This window comes from Hydrogenophaga sp. NH-16, assembly GCF_004006415.1.
GTDB classification, from domain to species: domain Bacteria; phylum Pseudomonadota; class Gammaproteobacteria; order Burkholderiales; family Burkholderiaceae_C; genus Hydrogenophaga; species Hydrogenophaga pseudoflava.
In genome coordinates this window covers 14391-30971 of the sequence record NZ_CP029344.1, presented here as the reverse complement: position 1 = coordinate 30971, position 16581 = coordinate 14391, and the positions used below count along the sequence as shown (strand labels likewise).

The window sequence follows — 16581 nt, the reverse complement described above, 5'->3', positions numbered from 1 at the left end:
TAAGGTCGCCGGATGGCTGCTGCTTCTGATTCCCTTCCGGTGTCGTTCTGGTCCCTGGGCTGGCGTTCACTCTGGCGCGACTGGCGCGCGGGCGAGTTGCGGCTGTTGCTGCTGGCGGTGACGCTGGCGGTGGCGGCGCTGACGGCGGTGGCGTTTTTTGCCGACCGGTTGCAGGGCGGCCTGCAGCGCGACGCGCGGGCGCTGATCGGTGGCGACGCGGTGATCCAGAGCGACCAGCCGGCGCCCCCGGCATTCGCCACCAAGGCCGCCGAGCTGGGCCTGCAGACAGTGCAGACCCTGAGTTTTCCGACCATGGGGCGGGCGCGGGACGAGGATGGCGGCGCTGCGCGTCTGGTCGCGCTCAAGGTGGTGGCACCCGGGTATCCGCTGCGCGGCAGCCTGCGCGTGGCCGACGGCCCCGAGGCGGCCGACGCGCCCACCCGCGACATTCCCGCCCCCGGCACGGCCTGGGTCGACGCAGCCCTGTTGTCGGCGCTGCAGCTCCAGATCGGCCAGCCGCTGCTGCTGGGCGACGCGAGCCTCACGCTGGCCAAGGTGATCGTGGTCGAGACCGACCGCGGCGCCGGCTTCATGAGCTTCGCGCCGCGCGTCATGATCAACGCCGCCGACCTGCCCGCTTCCGGCCTGGTGCAGCCGGCCAGCCGCGTCGGCTACCGGCTGGCAGTGGCGGGCGCCGACCCCGCAGTGAAGCAGTACGTGGCCTGGGCAGAGGCCGAACTGAAGAAACCGGAGATTCGCGGGTTGCGGCTGGAGTCGCTCGAAGGCGGCCGGCCCGAGATGCAGCAAACGCTGGAACGCGCCGAAAAATTCCTCAACCTGGTGGCGCTGCTGGCGGCCCTGCTGTCGGCGGTGGCGGTGGCCATCGCGGCGCGCGGCTTTGCCCAGCGCCACCTGGACGACTGCGCCATGATGCGCGTGCTTGGCCTGTCGCAGGGCACCATGGCGCGCGCCTACGCCTTCGAATTCACCGTGGTCGGCCTGGTGGCCAGCGGCCTGGGGGTGCTGGCGGGCTTCGGGTTGCACTACGTGTTCGTACTGCTGCTCTCCGGGCTGGTCGAGTCGGCGCTGCCGGCCGCGACGTTCTGGCCAGTGCTGCTGGGCCTGGGCATGGGGCTGACGCTGATGATGGCCTTCGGCCTGCCGCCGGTGCTGCAACTGGCACAGGTGCCGCCGCTGCGCGTGATCCGGCGCGATGTCGGGCAGCTCAAGCCCGCCACGCTGGCGGTGCTGGGCCTGGGCGTGGCCGGCTTTGCGGTGCTGCTGCTGGCCGCCAGCCGCGACCTCAAGCTCGGCGGCATCGCGGTCGGTGGTTTTGCCGCCGCGGTGGCGGTGTTTGCGTTGGTGAGCTGGGCGGCCGTCTGGCTGCTGCGCCGCAGCGTCAACGAGAGCACCGCACCGCGCGCGCTGGTGCTGGCCACGCGCCAGCTCTCCGCCCGGCCGGCCTACGCCGTGGTGCAGATCAGCGCCCTCGCCGTGGGGCTGCTGGCCCTGGTGCTGCTGGTGCTTCTGCGCACCGACCTGATCGCCAGCTGGCGCAACGCCACGCCGCCCGATGCACCCAACCGCTTCGTCATCAACATCCAGCCCGAGCAGGCCGATCCGTTCCGGCAGGCACTGACCGACGGCGGCATCGGCCAGTACGACTGGTATCCGATGATCCGCGGCCGCCTGGTGAGCGTGAACGGCGCCGCGGTGCAGCCGGAGAACTTCGAGACCGACCGCGCCCAGCGCCTGGTCGAGCGCGAGTTCAACCTCTCGCACAGCGCCCAGCCGCCGGTCCACAACGACATCGTCGCCGGCCGCTGGACGCCGGAGGAAAAGGACGGGCTCAGCGTGGAGGAAGGGCTGGCCAAAGAACTGGGTCTCAAACTCGGCGACCGGCTCGGCTTCGAGATGGCCGGCATTCCGGTCGAGGGCCGCATCACCAGCCTGCGCAAGGTCGACTGGGGTTCGATGCGGGTGAACTTCTTCGTGCTGTTCCCGGTGTCGCAGCTGCCCGATCTGCCCACCACCTACATCAGCGCCTACCGCGTGCCCGATGCCAACAAAACCTTTGACAACGCGCTGGTGCGCCAGTTTCCGAACATCACCAACGTCGACATGAGCCAGACCATTGCGCAGGTGCAGCGTGTGCTGGGGCAGGTGATCCGCGCGGTGGAGTTCCTGTTCGGATTTGCGCTGGCGGCTGGTCTGGTGGTGCTGCTGGCCACGATCACGGCCACACGCGGCGAGCGCGAGCGCGAGTTCGCGGTGCTGCGCGCGGTGGGCGCGGGTTCGAAGCTGCTGCGCGACGTGCAGCGGGTCGAGCTGCTCGGCGTGGGCCTGCTGGCGGGCGTGCTCGCGTCGGTGGTGGCCATCGCCGTCGGCTGGGCGCTGGCGAAATACGCCTTCGAGTTCAGCTGGCAGCCGTCCCCCTGGGTGCCGCTGGCCGGCGGCCTGGCGGGCGGCGTGCTGGCGCTGGCGGCGGGCTGGTGGGGCCTGCGCAGCGTGTTGCGCACGCCGGTGGTCGAAACGCTGCGTCGAGCTGCAGTCTGAACTTCAAACAACATGAACGAACAAGAAACGTCCGTCCCCGTATCCCCCGCCACACCGTTCGAGTGGATCGGCGGCGAAGCCCGTGTGCGCGCCCTGGTCGACCGCTTCTACGACCTGATGGACATCGAACCGGGTTACCACGAGCTGCGGGTGGCGCACGGCAGCACGCTGGACGATGCGCGCCAGAAGCTGTTCTGGTTTCTCTGCGGCTGGCTCGGCGGCCCCTCGCACTACGAAGACCGCTTCGGCCACCCGCGCCTGCGCATGCGGCACATGCCCTTCAAGATCGGCATCGTCGAGCGCGACCAGTGGCTGGCCTGCATGGACCAGGCGATGGGCGAGACCGGGGTGCCTGAGGACCTTCGGGTGCGGTTGCGCGAGAGCTTCTTCAAGACCGCCGACTGGATGCGGAACACGCCGCAGTGAGTCGGCGGGACCTCAGCGCCCCACCGGCTTGAGCAGCACCACCAGGGCCCCGGCGCCACCTTCGGCCGGCCGCGCCTGCACGAAGGCCAGCACTTCCTTCTTCTGCACCAGCCAGCGCTGCACCCGGCCCTTGAGCACCGGCGTGCGGCCCGGCGAGCCCAGCCCCTTGCCGTGCACCACGCGCACGCAGCGCAGTCCCAGCTGGTGGGCCTCGCGGACGAAGCGGCCCAGCGCCTCGCGCGCCTCGTCGGTGCGCAGGCCGTGCAGGTCGATGTGCTTCTGGATGCTCCAGTGACCCTCGCGCAGCTTGCGCGTCACATCCGGACCCAGGCCCGGTCGGCGGAAGCTCAGCGCCTCGTCGGTGTGCAGCAGGGTCTCGACGTCAAACTCGTCCGACAGCGCCTCGCGCATCACCGCGTGCTCGTCGAGCTGCCGCTGCCGCGGCTCGGTGGAGACCGGCGCGGGTGGATGGATCACACGCCGGTGATGGGGCAGGGGCCGCACCGGGCCGACCGCCAGTTCAAACAGGCGCTTTTCGCGGTCCATGCGCAGCGCGTGCAGGCGCTCGGCCTCGCGCGCCGCGGCTTCGGCCGCCGCCCGCTGGGCGATCACCTTCTGCAGCGTCTTGAGGTCGGCGAGGGCGCGCACTTTCATGGTGGCGCAATTCTCGCCCAGGGGGCATGGCCTGTCAGACCAGGCCCATTTCGGCCATCGAGGCGGCCTGGTCGCGGGTGACGATGAAGTGGTCCAGCACCCGCACGTCCACCAGCGCCAGCGAGGCCTTGAGCGACTGCGTCAGCGATTCGTCGGCGCGCGACGGGCGGGCTTCGCCACTCGGGTGGTTGTGGGCCAGTACCACGGCGGCTGCATGGTGGTGCAGGGCGCGCAGCACCACTTCGCGCGGATAGACCGAGGTCTGCGACAGGGTGCCGCGGAACAGCTCCTCCAGCGCCAGCAGCCGGTTCTGGCTGTCGAGGAACAGCACGCAGAACACCTCGTGCGCGCGGGCGCCCAACTGCAGTTGCAGGTACTCGCGCACTGCTTTCGGGCTGTCGAACAGCGGGCGCTGCTGCAGCTCCTGCGCCAGCGCCCGGCGGGCCAGTTCCAGCACCGCCACCACCTCGGCCCGTTTCGCCGGCCCCAGGCCCTTGACGGTCTTGAGCGCCTCCGCGCTGGTGTGCAGCAGCCCGCCGATGCCATCGAAGCGGTCGAGCAGTTCCTGTGCGAGCTGGATCACGTGTTTGCCGCTGATGCCGGTGCGCAGCAGCAGCGCCAGCAGCTCGGCGTCGCCCAGTGCGCCGGGGCCCCGGCTGAGCAGTTTTTCGCGCGGGCGCGCGTCGGCGGGCAGGCTCTTGAGCCCGGTGGCGGCCAAACCATTCATCTGTGTGTACTCCCTGTTGCCGCCGGGGCGGTCGCCGGTTTTTACAATAGAGGCCCTCGCCCGGCGCCGTCGTCCGGGCCGTCCTGTGCGCGCTGCGTCCGCCGCACCCCCTGTTTCATCCCCCATTTGTCCATGACACACGTCCAAGAAGGCTCCTTTCTCACCCTGCACTACCGCCTGTCCGGCCCCCAGGGCAAGGTGGTGATCGACACCTTCGAGCAGGGCCAGCCCGCCACCCTGAGCCTGGGCGCCGGCGAGCTCTCGCCCGCCATCGAGCAGCGCCTGATCGGCCTGGAAGAGGGCACGACCACGGTGATCGACCTGGCCGCTGGCGAGGCCTTTGGCGAACGGCAGCCCGAGATGGTCCAGTGGGTCGCGCGCAAGCTGCTCAACGAACTGGGCGACCCGCACGAGAAGTACACCGCGGGCGACGTGGTGCAGTTCCCCACACCCGACGGTCTGGGCCAGTACGCCGGTTCCGTGGTCGAGGTGCGCGAGGACGGTGCGGTGCTGTTCGACTTCAACCACCCGCTGGCGGGTCAGCCGGTGAAATTTGAAGTCCAGCTGATCGGGGTGCTCTGATGAGCGAGATCCTTCTGGCGGAGCCGCGCGGGTTCTGTGCCGGTGTGGACCGCGCGATCGAGATCGTCGAGCGCGCGCTGGCCAAGTTCGGCCGGCCCATCTACGTGCGCCACGAGATCGTGCACAACACCTACGTGGTCAATGACCTGAAGGAAAAAGGCGCGATCTTCATCGAGGAGCTGGACGAGGTGCCGCCCGGTGCCACGCTGGTGTTCTCGGCCCACGGCGTGAGCCAGGCCGTGCAGAAGGAGGCCGAGCGGCGGGGCTTCCGCATCTTCGACGCCACCTGCCCGCTGGTGACCAAGGTGCACGTCGAGGTCGCCAAGCTGTTCAAGGAGGGCTACGAGTTCCTGATGATCGGCCACAAGGGCCACCCCGAGGTGGAGGGCACCATGGGCCAGCTCAGCGAAGGCATCCACCTGGTCGAAGACATCGACGACGTGGCCAAGGTGCAGCCGAAGCAGACCGAGCTGCTTGCGGTGGTGACGCAGACCACGCTGAGCGTGGACGACACGGCGGGCATCCTGGCCGCGGTGAAGGCGCGGTTCCCGAAGGTGCGCGAGCCCAAGCAGCAGGACATCTGCTACGCCACGCAGAACCGGCAGGACGCCGTCAAGCTGCTGAGCCCGCAGGTGGACATCGTCATCGTGGTCGGCAGCCCGACCAGCAGCAACAGCAACCGCCTGCGCGAAGTGGCCCACCGCCTGGGCACCGAGGCCTACATGGTCGACAACGCCAGCGAGCTGAAGGCCGAGTGGTTCGACGGCAAGCAGCGCGTGGGCCTGACGGCTGGCGCCTCGGCGCCCGACATCCTGGTGCAGCAGGTGATCGACCGCCTGCGCGAACTCGGCGCGATCTCGGTGCGCAAGCTCGACGGCATCACCGAGACCATCAAGTTCCCGCTGCCCAAGGGGCTGAAGATCGACGGCGAGGGCGCCATCGACCATCTGCACTGAACCCGGTCCCTACAATTCCCCCATGCTAGACATCCTTCAACTCCGCAAAGACCTGGACGCCGTCGTCGCGCGCCTGGAAACCCGCAAGAACCCCCAGCCCTACCTCGACGTGTCCGCCTACCAGGCGCTGGAACACGAGCGCAAGGCGCTGCAGACCCGCACCGAGGCCTTGCAGGCCCAGCGCAACAGCCTGTCCAAGCAGATCGGCATGCTCAAGGGCAAGGGACAACACGCCGAGGCCGACGCGGTGATGGCCCAGGTGGGCGAGATGAAGGCCGAGCTGGAAGCCTCGGCCGCGCGGCTGGACGTGATCCAGGGCGAGCTGCAGACCCTGCTGCTGGCCGTGCCCAACCTGCCGCACGAGAGCGTGCCGGTGGGCGCGGGCGAAGAGGGCAATGTGGTGGTGCGCCAGTGGGGCACACCGAAGACCTTCGACTTCCCGGTCCGCGACCACGTGGACATCGGCGAGAAGCTCGGCCTGGACTTCGACACCGGCACCAAGCTGGCCGGCTCGCGCTTCACCTTCATGCGCGGCCCCATTGCCCGCCTGCACCGCGCGCTCGCCCAGTTCATGCTGGACACGCAGACCCAGCAGCACGGCTACACCGAGTGCTACACGCCCTACATCGTCAACGCCGACACCCTGCGTGGCACCGGCCAGCTGCCCAAGTTCGAGGCCGACCTGTTCGCGGCGAACAAGGGCGGGCAGGAGGGCGCTGAGGAGAACCAGGCGCTGTACCTGATTCCGACCAGCGAGGTGACGCTGACCAACGTGGTGCGCGACACCGTGCTGGCCGAGGCCGACCTGCCGATCAAGATGACGGCGCACACGCCGTGTTTCCGCTCCGAGGCGGGCAGCGCCGGACGCGACACGCGCGGCATGATCCGCCAGCACCAGTTCGACAAGGTGGAAATGGTGCAGATCGTGCACCCCGAGAAGAGCTACGAGGCGCTGGAAAAGATGACCGGCCACGCCGAGGCCATCCTGCGGGCGCTGGGCCTGCCCTACCGGGTGATGAGCCTGTGCACGGGTGACATGGGCTTTGGCGCCAGCAAGACCTACGACCTGGAGGTCTGGGTGCCGGCGCAGGGCACCTACCGCGAGATCAGCTCGGTGTCCAACTGCGAGGCCTTCCAGGCGCGTCGCCTGCAGGCGCGCTTCAAGAACGCCCAGGGCAAGAACGAGCTGGTGCACACCCTCAACGGCTCCGGCCTCGCCGTGGGGCGTGCGCTGGTGGCGGTGCTGGAAAACTTCCAGAACGCCGACGGCAGCGTGACCGTGCCCGTGGTGCTGCGGCCCTACATGGGTGGCCTGGAGCGCATCGGCGGCTGAGCCGGGCCATCAATTCAGCCGGAACCCCTTCGCCTGCATGCAGTGGCGAACCAGTTCTTCGGCCTGGTCGCCCTTGATCTTGGCAAGTCCGGTCTGGAACTTGCACTCCGACTCCACGTTGGCGGTGTCGAAGGCGCTCACACCTTCCTTCTGCCATTGCCGCTTGGTCGATGAGCACGCCGCCAGGGCGATGAGGACGGCGATGGCGAGCGGCAAACGGTACACGGGGCCTCCGGGGCGGACATTCGGGCAACAAGGGGAGCGCGCATTGTGCCCGCGGCGCTCCGGCCGGCCGCCATTCCCCGCCCCAAAAAACGGGATCAAGCGTGAATAAACAACGCCGGGTCCACTGAGGTCCGGTTGAGCAGCACACTCCAGTGCAGGTGCGGGCCGGTGACGCGGCCGGTGGCGCCCACCGCGCCCAGCGGCTGGCCGGCCGCCAGCGAATCGCCCGCCCGCACATCGGTGCGGCTGAGGTGGCACAGCATGGACAGCAGGCCACCGCCATGGTCCAGCCAGACGGTCTGGCCGTTGAAGAAGTAGTCGCCCGTGTCGACCACCTGTCCCGCCAGCGGGGCCACCACCGGTGTGCCGGTCGTGGCCGCAATGTCCATGCCGCTGTGGGGCTGGCGCGCCTGCCCGTTGAACACGCGCCGCAGCCCGAAGGAGCTGGAGCGGCGCCCGTCCACCGGCGCCTGCATGCGCAGGTCGCGCGGCACCGGTTCGGTGAAGCGGGCGATGACGGCCTGCTGGTGGAGCCGTTCGCGCTCGTGCCGCGCCAGGTCCTTGGACGAGAGTTCGACCGTGCGTGGGGCCACCGTCAGGCGCTGCTCGGCGTAGGCCTTGGGGCCGATCCGGTAGGGCAGGGCGCGCCGACCCCCACCGGTCTCAACCTCGATCTGTGCGTCCCCGGGGGTGGCCGACAGCGGTATGCCGACCAGCGCGGTCCAGCCCGCCGGATCGCCCACCACCAGCAGGGGCGCCTCGCCGGCCCAGGCCCTGGGCCGGTCCGTGGCTGGGCCGAGGGCCAGCCGGGCCACGCCGCCGGGCACGGCCGATGCCTGTGGCCAGTCGGTGGTCGGCAGACCTGTGGTGTCGGCCCGGGCCGCGGTGAGCGCACCCAGACCCATGGCGGCCAGGGTGCCGAGCACCTGGCGGCGGGAGCGCGTGGGCCGCGTCATGCGGCCGTCCAGGCGCCACCGGCTTGTGCCGAGCGGATCACCGCGTCGACGAAGCGCATGCCCATCCAGCCGTCGTGCGCGTTGGGGAAGTGCAGGGCCAAGGGGTCGGGGCGCTGACCGGCGCGCCGCGCCGCGATGGCCTCGGCCGCGTCCGAATAGAGGTTGGCGAAGGCCTCGGGGAAGCCCTCGGGGTGGCCGGCGGCCACGCGGGTGCCGCGCAGCGCCAGCGGCAGGGCGCCCGGGCCGCGCGGCGTCAGGCGCTGGGCGGGGGCGTCCAGCGGCTTGAAGTCCAGCACCTGCGGATGTTCCTGCTGCCATTCGAGCGAGCCGCGCGAGCCGCTGACGCGGATGCGCAGGCCGTTCTCCACCCCTGCGGCGGCCTGGGTGACCCAGAAGCTGCCGCGCGCACCGCCCGCCATGCGCAGCAGCACGCCTGCGAAGTCGTGCGCGCTGCGCTCGGGCACCACGCAGCCGAGCTCGGCCGCGACCTCCCCGACCTCCAGCCCGCTGATGAAGCGCAGCAGCTGGTGGGCGTGGGTGCCGATGTCGCCCATCACCAGCGAAGGGCCGCCGCGCGCCGGGTCGGCCTTCCAGGCCACGCGGCCGGGGCCGGGCTTGGCACGCCCGCCCTGCACGTACTCCACCTGCACCAGGCGGATCTCGCCGAGCTGGCCGTCGGCCACCATGGCGCGGGCCTGGCGCACCATGGGGTAACCGCTGTAGTTGTGGGTCAGGCAGAACACACGGCCGCTGGCCTGGACTTTCTCGAACAGCGTCTGCGCCTCGGCCAGGGTGTTGGTCATGGGCTTGTCGCAGATGACGTCGAAGCCGTGCTCCAGCGCCGCCATCGCGGCGGGAAAGTGGCCGTCGTTGGGCGTCATGATGGCGACCGCGTCGATGCCGTCGGGGCGCTGCGTTTCGGCCGCCAGCAGGGTGGCCAGGTCGGGGTGGCAGCGGTCCGGGGCCAGGCCCATCGCCAGCCCGGCGGCCACCGAGCGCTGCGGGTCGGAAGAGAGCACGCCGGCCACGATGTCGTAGCGGTCGTCCAGGCGGGCCGCCATGCGGTGGATGGGTCCGATGAAGGAGCCCGGGCCGCCGCCGATAACAGCGAGGCGAATGCGGCGCCCGAGCAGGGCGATGACGGGGTTGCGGTCGTTCACGGCAGGGTCCTGAGAGGAAGCGAGAAGAAAAGGCCTCCAGCATAAGCAACCGAGGTGACAGCGGGCAGGCCTGCCACCGGTGATCCCCTCTGGTCGCACGAAGTCTTTCGGCGTACAAGCGGGGTCCATTCCAACACAGAGGAGTCCTGCCATGGCCGTTGCTTCCCGTCGCCTGCTGCTGTCGCTGTCCCTGGTGCTGCCCCTGGTGTCGTTGCCCGCCGCCGCGTTCGCGCAGAACGTGTCGGTGCGCGACGACGACACGGCCGGTCCGTTCCCGAGCAACCGCCACACGGTGGTCGACTTCGGCAACGCGACCTTCCGCCGCGTCAACCTGCCCCGGCCCGACTGCGCGGTGCGGGTGAGCGACTGCCAGGACATCGACGTGATCAACACGCTGGACGGCTTCTCGACCCAGCCGCGCATCACGGTGCCGTTCACCGGCGACATCGATGTGGCCTCGGTCAGCAGCGAGACCGTGTTCCTCTACAACCTGGGCGACACGCAGACCCTGCGCGGTTTCGGCCAGAAGGTGGGCATCAACCAGGTGCTGTGGGACCCGGCTACGCGCACGCTGGTGTTCGAGCCCGACGAGCTGCTGGCCGAGCGCTCGCGCTACGTGCTGGTGGTGACCAATGGCGTGCGCGACGTCAGGGGCCGGCGCATCGTGCCCGGCGCGGCGCTGGGCGGCGGGCGCCACCGCGCCGAGCACCACCGCGAGATGCGCGAGGGCGCGGCGTCGGTGCGCCTCGGTCGCGGGCTGGCGGTGGCGGCGGCCTCGGTGTTCACCACGCAGAGCGCGACGGGCGACCTGGTGAAAGTGATGCGCCGCATCAAGTCGACGACTCCCGCGCCGGTGGATTTCATGATCGGCAGCGCGGACGGTGCGCCTGTGCGTGCGGTGTTTCCGCTGGGCGGCGTGGCGGCGGTGAATCTGCTGCGCCAGACCGGTGCTGCGCAGGACGCGCTCACGCCGCAGGCCGTGCCGCTGGGCGCGCTGTACGTGGCGCCCGGCGCCGTCGGCCAGATCGCCTACGGCCGCTACCGTTCGCCCAACTACCTGGCCACCGGCCAGTACATCCCGACCACCCCGACGCTGTCGGGCCGACCCCAGCCGCAGGGCACAAACGAGCTGGTGTTCCAGCTCTTTGTGCCAGCCGGCGCCAAACCCGCAGCGGGCTGGCCGGTGGCGATCTTCGGCCACGGCTTCACCGACAGCATGTTCGGCGCGCCGTGGACGGTGGCGTCCGTGCTGGCCTCGCGCGGCATCGCGACGCTGTCGATCAACGTGGTGGGCCATGGGGGTGGCGCGGCTGGTGTGCTGAACCTGACCACGGCGGGTGGTGCGGTGACGGTGCCGGCCGGCGGCCGGGGCTTTGACCAGGACGGCAACGGCACCATCGACAGCACCGAGGGGTCGAGTGCCGCACCACCGCGCACCGCGATCTCCAGCCGCGACGGTCTGCGCCAGACCGCCATCGACCTGATGCAGCTGGTGCGCCAGGTGGAGGCGGGCATCGATGTCGAAGGCGATGGCAGCGCCGACCTCAACGCGCAGCGCATCTACTACGCCGGCCAGTCCTTCGGCGGCATCTACGGCACCATGCTGCTGGGCGTGGAGCCGTCCATCCAGGCCGGCGTGCCGAACGTGCCGGGCGGTTCGATTGCCGAGGTGGCGCGACTGGGCGCGTTCCGCGGCCTGACCGGCTTTGCGCTGGCCACCCGGGTGCCGCAGCTGCTGAACCTGCCGCCGTCGGCCAGCCTGCCGCTGCCGTTCAACTTCTTCGAGAACATGCCCCTGCGCGACCTGCCACCGGTGGTCAACAACGTGCCGGGGGCGATGGAGATCGCGCAGGTGATCGACCGCTGGGAATGGGTGCAGCAGGCGGGCAATCCGGTGTCCTACGCCCACCTGATCCGCCAGCAGCCGCTGCCGGGCAGCGCGGCCAAGCCGGTGATCCTGCAGATGGCCAAGGGCGACCAGACGGTGCCCAACCCGACCACCACCGCCATCGTGCGCGCCGGTGGCCTGCAGGCGCAGACCACCTACTTCCGCAACGACCTGGCCGTCGCCGCGAACCCGGCGGTGCCGAAGAACCCGCACACCTTCCTGACCGGGCTGGCGAGTCCGGCGGGACCGACGATCGCGGTGCTGGCGCAGACGCAGATCGCGGAGTTCTTCCGCAGTGGCGGCAGCCTCGTGATCGACCCCGACGGCCCCGGGCCGCTGTTCGAGGTGCCGCTGGTGCCGCCGCTGCCCGAGGGGCTGAACTTCCTGCCCTGAGGCTGGGCTGGAGCGCCGTCAGAGCGTCTGGCGGTAGCGCTCGAGCATCTGCTCCTGCGTTTCCGCGGCGACCTCCTCGCCGCGGAATTCGCGAATCTGGTCGCGCATCATCTCGGTCATGCTGGGCAGCGCTGAACGCTCGACCTGGTGTTGTGCGTCCCAGAGGTGCGAGCGCATCAGCGCCTTGGCGCAGTGCAGGTAGCAGGCCTGCACGGTGACCCGGATCGCGAGCTTGGGCAGGCGGTGCGGTTCGGCGCAGCGCTGCAGATCGTCCGGGGCGGTGCTGAGCAGGGCGCGGCCGTTCACGCGCAGGGTTTCGTCCACGCCCGGGATCAGGAACAGCAGCCCGACCGGCGCGCCTTCCTCGCCGCCGCGCACGATGTTCTCGAGCGTGTCCAGCCGGTTGTTGCCCGGCGCGTCGGGGATCAGCAGGGTGTGGGCGTCCGGCGCGTGCACGAAGCCCGGCGCGCCACCGCGCGGCGAGGTGTCCATGCCGTGCGCGGCATCGCCGCTGCCGATCACCACGAAGGGCGAAAGCCCGATGAAGCGGCGCGCGTGAGCGTCGAGCTGCGGAATCTCTTTCTTGGACGAGCGCTCGCGCACCGGGTCGTAGAGCGCGCGCAGGGCGTCGAGGGAGGTCAGGATGTTCATCGCGGGGAGCATACATTTGACGGATGTCTCCTGCCACCCCGGAAGCCGTCGCTCCCTCCTTTCCCCACGCGGTCGCGCGCCAGCGCACGCTGCGCCTGGCGGCGTCCAGCAAGCCCTATGTCGCCCGCGGCGCCGGCCTGGTGCGCTGCAGCGGCTGCCGCCTGCCCGCCACCCATTGCATCTGCGCGCTGCGGCCGGTGGTGCCGTCGAACGCGGGCTTCTGCCTGCTGCTGGGTGACATCGAGGCGCTCAAGCCCACCAACACCGGCTGGCTGATCGCCGACGTGGTGCCCGACACCTGGGCCTTCGGCTGGTCGCGCACCGAGGTCGACCCCGCCCTGCTGGCGCTGCTGGCCGATCCGCAATGGCGACCCCATGTGGTGTTCCCGACCGAGTACGCCGCACCGTCGCGCGCCGTGACGGCGCCGGTGGTGGACGACGGGCGCCGGCCGCTGTTCGTGCTGCTGGACGGCACCTGGTCCGAGGCGCGCAAGATGTTCCGCAAGAGCCCCTGGCTGGACAGCGCGCCGGTGCTGGGGCTGCAACCGGCGCACGCCTCGCGCTACAAGCTGCGACGCTCGGCGCAGGACCACCACTTCTGCACCGCCGAGGTTGCGGCGATGTGCCTGGACCTGGCCGGCGATTACGCCGCCGCCGACGCGCTGGACGCCTGGTTCGGCCTGTTCAGCGAGCGCTACCTGAGCGCGCGGGGCCACCAGCCGCTGTCGGTGGACAGCGAGGCGACGCAGCGAGTGCGCGCGCTGCCCACGAAGTGAGTTTCGGCGCCGGGCCGCCCCAAGCCGAAACAGCCCCCTCGGGGGGGCAGCGACCCGCGCAGCGGCGGAGCGTGGGGGCCTGTTCAACCCGGGATTTCGGGTTCGACCAGCTGGGCCAGCAGCGCCAGCGTCTCCTGCCAGCCGAGGTAACACATCTCGACCGGAATGGCCTCGGGGATGCCTTCCTGCACGGCCGTCAGCTCGGTGCCGCAGGAGACGGCCTTGAGGCTGATGGTGGTGATCATCTGGCCGGGCAGGTTGGGGTCGTCGAAGAGGTCGGTGTTGACGATCTTCTCGTTCGGCACCAGTTCCAGGTACTTGCCGCCGAAGGCGTGCGTGTGGCCGCTGGAGAAGTTGGTGAACTGCATGCGGTAGACGCCGCCGACGCGCGCGTCCATCTCCAGCACGCGGCCGGTGAAGCCGTGCGGCGGCAGGAATTTGGCCATCGCGTCGGGGTCGAGGAAAGCGCGGTAGACGCGCTCGGGCGGCGCCTTGAGGATGCGGTGGAAGCGGACGGTGCCGGTGCTCATGGGAAGCTCCTTTCAGGTGCCGCAGAAGGTGCGGTAGCCCTGGGTCTGTTCGGGCGTGCCGGGCAGGGCGGCCGGGGCGTGTTCGCTGCGCGCGGTGAACGGGTCGGTCACGATGGCCAGCAGGCGCTCGAAGGCCCGCAGGTCGCCGGATTCGGTGGCCGCATCGAGCGCGTTCTCGACCAGGTGGTTGCGCGGGATGAACAGCGGGTTGGTGGCGTCCATGCGGGCGGCCACTTTCTGTGCCGGCTCGCCCTGGGTATTCACACGCTGCTGCCAGCGCGCCAGCCAGTCGTCGGTCGCGGCGTGCTGATCGCCCCAGAGCGCGAGCCAGTCCTGCGGCGCCCCGCGCAGCACGGCCGAGAGACGGCGGAAGCCCAGCGTGAAGTCGACACGGTGCCCGTGCATGAGTTGCAGCAGCTCATTGACCAGGGCGCGGTCGGCCTCGTCGTCGGCGCTGTCGCTGCGCAGGCCCAGCTTGAGGCGGTGCAGGTTCAGCCAGTGCCGGTCGAAATGCGCGCCGAAGCCGTCCAGCACCCGGGTGGCGGCGGCCACGGCCTGCTCGTCGCCGGTGTGGAACAGTGGCAGCAGGGTTTCGGCCAGCCGCGCGAGGTTCCATTGCGCGATGCCCGGCTGGTTGCCGAAGGCGTAGCGGCCGTGGGTGTCGATGGAACTGAAGACCGTCTGCGGGTCGTAGGCCTCCAGGAAGGCGCAGGGGCCGTAGTCGATGGTTTCGCCCGACACCGTCATGTTGTCGGTGTTCATCACGCCGTGGATGAAGCCGACCGACATCCACAACGCGACCAGCTTCGCCTGGCGCTGCACCACGGCTTCGTAGAAACAGAGGAACCGGTCCTCGCGGCCCACCAGCGCCGGGTCGTGGCGGGCGATGGCGTGTTCGGCGAGCTGCTGCACGCGTTCGGTGTCGTTGCGCGCAGCGAAGAACTGGAAGCTGCCAACGCGGATGTGGCTGGCCGCCACGCGCGTGAGGATGGCGCCGGGCAGCGGGCGCTCGCGGCGGATGGTTTCACCGGTGGCCACGGCCGCCAGTGCGCGCGTGGTGGGGATGCCCAGCGCGTGCATGGCCTCGCTGATCAGCACCTCGCGCAGCACCGGCCCGACGGCCGCCTTGCCGTCGCCGCCGCGCGAGAACGGTGTGCGCCCCGAGCCCTTGAACGCGATGTCGCGGCGCTGTCCTCGCGCGTCCAGCACCTCGCCCAGCAGCAGCGCGCGACCGTCACCCAGCTGTGGCGAGAAGCCGCCGAACTGGTGGCCGGCGTAGGCCTGCGCAATTGGCGTGGCACCCTCGGGCACGCGGTTGCCCGCGAACACCGCCAGGCCCTCGTCGGACGCCAGGGCATCGGCATCGAGCCCGAGCTCGTCGGCCAGCGTCCGGTTCAGATGCAACCAGCGCGGCGCCGGCACCGCCGCCGGCTGCCAGGGCACGGACATGCCCTCCATCAGCGCGTAAGAGTTGTCGAAGGAGAAGAGGGGGGAGGACACGGGCAGGCCAAGAGCAGGAAAGCACTCATTGTGACCAGACCCCAAAAACCTTGAGGAACGCGTGTCTGCCTCCAGGGCACCCGTGGAACCGGCTCCGCCGGGCCACAGGGTGCGTCCCCCCCTCCCAGCGCCGCAGGCGCGCCAGAGAGGGGGGAAGCCGCGCAGCGGCGCAGGGGGGGGGTTACAGAGCCTTTACCACCGCGTCGCCCATCTCCACGGTGCCGACCTTGGTCGTGCCCTCGCTCCAGATGTCGCCGGTGCGCAGGCCCTGGGCCAGCACCTTCTGCACCGCGGCTTCGATGCGCTGGGCGGCTTCTTCCTGGTTGAGCGAGAAGCGCAGCATCATGGCAGCCGACAGGATGGTCGCCAGCGGGTTGGCGATGCCCTTGCCGGCGATGTCGGGCGCGCTGCCGTGGCTGGGCTCGTACAGGCCCTGGTTCCTGCTGTTGAGCGAGGCCGAGGGCAGCATGCCGATCGAGCCGGTCAGCATCGAGGCCTCGTCGGACAGGATGTCGCCGAACATGTTGCCGGTGACGACCACGTCGAACGCCTTGGGTGCCTTGACCAGCTGCATCGCGGCGTTGTCCACGTACATGTGCTGCAGCTCGACGTCGGGGTACTGGGCGTGCACCTCGATCATGGTGTCCTTCCAGAACTGGAAGGTCTCCAGCACGTTGGCCTTGTCGACCGAGGTCACCTTCTTGTTGCGCTTGCGCGCCGCCTGGAAGGCGACGTGGGCGATGCGCTCGATCTCGGGCTTGGAATAGCGCATGGTGTCGAAGGCCTCGGGCGCGCCCTTGAACTCGCCGTCCGGGGCCTCGCGGCGGCCCCGCGGCTGGCCGAAATAGATGTCGCCGGTCAGCTCGCGGATGATCAGGATGTCCAGGCCGGCGATCAGCTCGGGCTTGAGGCTGGAGGCGCCGACCAGCTGCTCGTAGCAGATGGCGGGGCGGAAGTTGGCGAACAGGCCCAGGTTCTTGCGCAGGCCCAGGATGGCCTGCTCGGGGCGCAGCGGGCGGTCCAGCTTGTCGTACTTCCAGTCACCGACGGCGCCGAACAGGATGGCGTCGGCTTCCTTGGCCAGCTTGAGCGTGGACTCGGGCAGCGGGTGGCCGTGCGCGTCGTAGGCGGCGCCACCGACCAGGGCCGATTCCATCTCGAACTTCAGGTCGAGTGCGTCGAGGACCTTGACCGCTTCGGCGACGATTTCGGTGCCGATGCCATCACCGGGGAGAACTGCGATTTTCATTGGGTGGGTTTTGAAGTTG

General features: G+C 70.2%; 16 protein-coding genes. 7 read left to right on the top strand and 9 right to left on the bottom strand.

Annotation, left to right across the window (positions count from 1 at the left end; all coding sequences use genetic code 11):
- The first annotated feature begins 12 nt into the window (after positions 1 to 12).
- A complete protein-coding gene (locus tag DD542_RS00150) occupies positions 13 to 2556 on the top strand; it encodes an FtsX-like permease family protein (RefSeq protein WP_127802915.1) in 2544 nt (847 codons plus the stop codon).
- A gap of 12 nt (positions 2557 to 2568) precedes the next feature.
- On the top strand, positions 2569 to 2982 hold the full coding sequence (locus DD542_RS00145; RefSeq protein WP_127802913.1) for a group II truncated hemoglobin: 414 nt from the start codon (positions 2569 to 2571) through the stop codon (positions 2980 to 2982).
- Positions 2983 to 2994: 12 nt separating this feature from the next.
- Here the strand turns inward: DD542_RS00145 and DD542_RS00140 are convergent, their stop codons facing one another.
- Positions 2995 to 3636: a Smr/MutS family protein gene (locus tag DD542_RS00140; protein ID WP_079367018.1), complete on the bottom strand. Its 642-nt coding sequence runs from the start codon at positions 3634 to 3636 to the stop codon at positions 2995 to 2997.
- A gap of 34 nt (positions 3637 to 3670) precedes the next feature.
- A complete protein-coding gene (radC, locus tag DD542_RS00135) occupies positions 3671 to 4363 on the bottom strand; it encodes a DNA repair protein RadC (RefSeq protein ID WP_079367017.1) in 693 nt (230 codons plus the stop codon).
- A 132-nt stretch (positions 4364 to 4495) separates the two neighbouring features.
- On the opposite strand from radC, the gene DD542_RS00130 reads away from it, so the two are divergent.
- From DD542_RS00130 to serS, 3 genes are read left to right on the top strand one after another with little or no spacing between them, the layout of a single operon-like run.
- Positions 4496 to 4945 carry an FKBP-type peptidyl-prolyl cis-trans isomerase gene (locus tag DD542_RS00130; protein WP_066149701.1) on the top strand — a complete coding sequence of 150 codons (450 nt, stop codon included), beginning with the start codon at positions 4496 to 4498 and terminating at the stop codon, positions 4943 to 4945.
- Entirely contained in the window at positions 4945 to 5901 is a 957-nt protein-coding gene (gene ispH / locus DD542_RS00125; protein WP_127802911.1) for a 4-hydroxy-3-methylbut-2-enyl diphosphate reductase, read from the top strand. The genes DD542_RS00130 and ispH overlap by 1 nt, the downstream gene beginning before the upstream one ends.
- 22 nt (positions 5902 to 5923) lie before the next feature.
- Positions 5924 to 7234, top strand: a complete 1311-nt coding sequence (gene serS, locus DD542_RS00120) for a serine--tRNA ligase (RefSeq protein WP_127802909.1) — start codon at positions 5924 to 5926, stop codon at positions 7232 to 7234.
- Positions 7235 to 7243: 9 nt separating this feature from the next.
- On the opposite strand, the gene DD542_RS00115 is transcribed toward serS, so the two are convergent.
- The 3 genes from DD542_RS00115 to DD542_RS00105 all read right to left on the bottom strand — a co-directional run bounded on the left by DD542_RS00115 (position 7244) and on the right by DD542_RS00105 (position 9575).
- The gene (locus tag DD542_RS00115; RefSeq protein WP_066149709.1) at positions 7244 to 7459 is read right to left on the bottom strand and encodes a hypothetical protein; all 216 of its coding nucleotides are present in this window, start codon (positions 7457 to 7459) and stop codon (positions 7244 to 7246) included.
- A 95-nt stretch (positions 7460 to 7554) separates the two neighbouring features.
- Positions 7555 to 8364 carry a peptidoglycan DD-metalloendopeptidase family protein gene (locus DD542_RS00110; protein ID WP_127807229.1) on the bottom strand — a complete coding sequence of 270 codons (810 nt, stop codon included), beginning with the start codon at positions 8362 to 8364 and terminating at the stop codon, positions 7555 to 7557.
- Between the two features lie 47 nt (positions 8365 to 8411).
- Positions 8412 to 9575: a Gfo/Idh/MocA family oxidoreductase gene (locus DD542_RS00105; RefSeq protein WP_241559642.1), complete on the bottom strand. Its 1164-nt coding sequence runs from the start codon at positions 9573 to 9575 to the stop codon at positions 8412 to 8414.
- A gap of 151 nt (positions 9576 to 9726) precedes the next feature.
- Here DD542_RS00105 and DD542_RS00100 point away from each other — a divergent pair, with 151 nt between their 5' ends.
- A complete protein-coding gene (locus DD542_RS00100) occupies positions 9727 to 11856 on the top strand; it encodes an Ig-like domain-containing protein (RefSeq protein ID WP_127802907.1) in 2130 nt (709 codons plus the stop codon).
- A gap of 18 nt (positions 11857 to 11874) precedes the next feature.
- Here the strand turns inward: DD542_RS00100 and DD542_RS00095 are convergent, their stop codons facing one another.
- Entirely contained in the window at positions 11875 to 12507 is a 633-nt protein-coding gene (locus DD542_RS00095; protein ID WP_127802905.1) for an MSMEG_1061 family FMN-dependent PPOX-type flavoprotein, read from the bottom strand.
- 23 nt (positions 12508 to 12530) lie between these two features.
- Here DD542_RS00095 and DD542_RS00090 point away from each other — a divergent pair, with 23 nt between their 5' ends.
- A complete protein-coding gene (locus tag DD542_RS00090; RefSeq protein WP_079367014.1) occupies positions 12531 to 13283 on the top strand; it encodes a tRNA-uridine aminocarboxypropyltransferase in 753 nt (250 codons plus the stop codon).
- 83 nt (positions 13284 to 13366) lie between these two features.
- Here DD542_RS00090 and DD542_RS00085 read toward each other — a convergent pair whose 3' ends face one another.
- The 3 genes from DD542_RS00085 to leuB all read right to left on the bottom strand — a co-directional run bounded on the left by DD542_RS00085 (position 13367) and on the right by leuB (position 16562).
- Positions 13367 to 13813 (bottom strand): SRPBCC family protein, encoded by a 447-nt coding sequence (locus tag DD542_RS00085; RefSeq protein WP_079367013.1) that lies wholly within the window; start codon positions 13811 to 13813, stop codon positions 13367 to 13369.
- Between the two features lie 12 nt (positions 13814 to 13825).
- Complete coding sequence (locus tag DD542_RS00080; protein ID WP_164868310.1) at positions 13826 to 15313, bottom strand: protein adenylyltransferase SelO; 1488 nt, start codon at positions 15311 to 15313, stop codon at positions 13826 to 13828.
- Between the two features lie 181 nt (positions 15314 to 15494).
- Complete coding sequence (leuB, locus tag DD542_RS00075; RefSeq protein WP_066149732.1) at positions 15495 to 16562, bottom strand: 3-isopropylmalate dehydrogenase; 1068 nt, start codon at positions 16560 to 16562, stop codon at positions 15495 to 15497.
- Positions 16563 to 16581 lie beyond the last annotated feature (19 nt).

Coding starts and splice junctions, on each gene's coding strand:
- DD542_RS00150 (WP_127802915.1), top strand. CDS start 13: ATGGCTGCTGCTTCTGATTCCCTTCCGGTGTCGTTCTGGTCCCTGGGC.
- DD542_RS00145 (WP_127802913.1), top strand. CDS start 2,569: ATGAACGAACAAGAAACGTCCGTCCCCGTATCCCCCGCCACACCGTTC.
- DD542_RS00140 (WP_079367018.1), bottom strand. CDS start 3,636: ATGAAAGTGCGCGCCCTCGCCGACCTCAAGACGCTGCAGAAGGTGATC.
- radC (WP_079367017.1), bottom strand. CDS start 4,363: ATGAATGGTTTGGCCGCCACCGGGCTCAAGAGCCTGCCCGCCGACGCG.
- DD542_RS00130 (WP_066149701.1), top strand. CDS start 4,496: ATGACACACGTCCAAGAAGGCTCCTTTCTCACCCTGCACTACCGCCTG.
- ispH (WP_127802911.1), top strand. CDS start 4,945: ATGAGCGAGATCCTTCTGGCGGAGCCGCGCGGGTTCTGTGCCGGTGTG.
- serS (WP_127802909.1), top strand. CDS start 5,924: ATGCTAGACATCCTTCAACTCCGCAAAGACCTGGACGCCGTCGTCGCG.
- DD542_RS00110 (WP_127807229.1), bottom strand. CDS start 8,364: ATGGGTCTGGGTGCGCTCACCGCGGCCCGGGCCGACACCACAGGTCTG.
- DD542_RS00100 (WP_127802907.1), top strand. CDS start 9,727: ATGGCCGTTGCTTCCCGTCGCCTGCTGCTGTCGCTGTCCCTGGTGCTG.
- DD542_RS00095 (WP_127802905.1), bottom strand. CDS start 12,507: ATGAACATCCTGACCTCCCTCGACGCCCTGCGCGCGCTCTACGACCCG.
- DD542_RS00090 (WP_079367014.1), top strand. CDS start 12,531: ATGTCTCCTGCCACCCCGGAAGCCGTCGCTCCCTCCTTTCCCCACGCG.
- DD542_RS00085 (WP_079367013.1), bottom strand. CDS start 13,813: ATGAGCACCGGCACCGTCCGCTTCCACCGCATCCTCAAGGCGCCGCCC.
- leuB (WP_066149732.1), bottom strand. CDS start 16,562: ATGAAAATCGCAGTTCTCCCCGGTGATGGCATCGGCACCGAAATCGTC.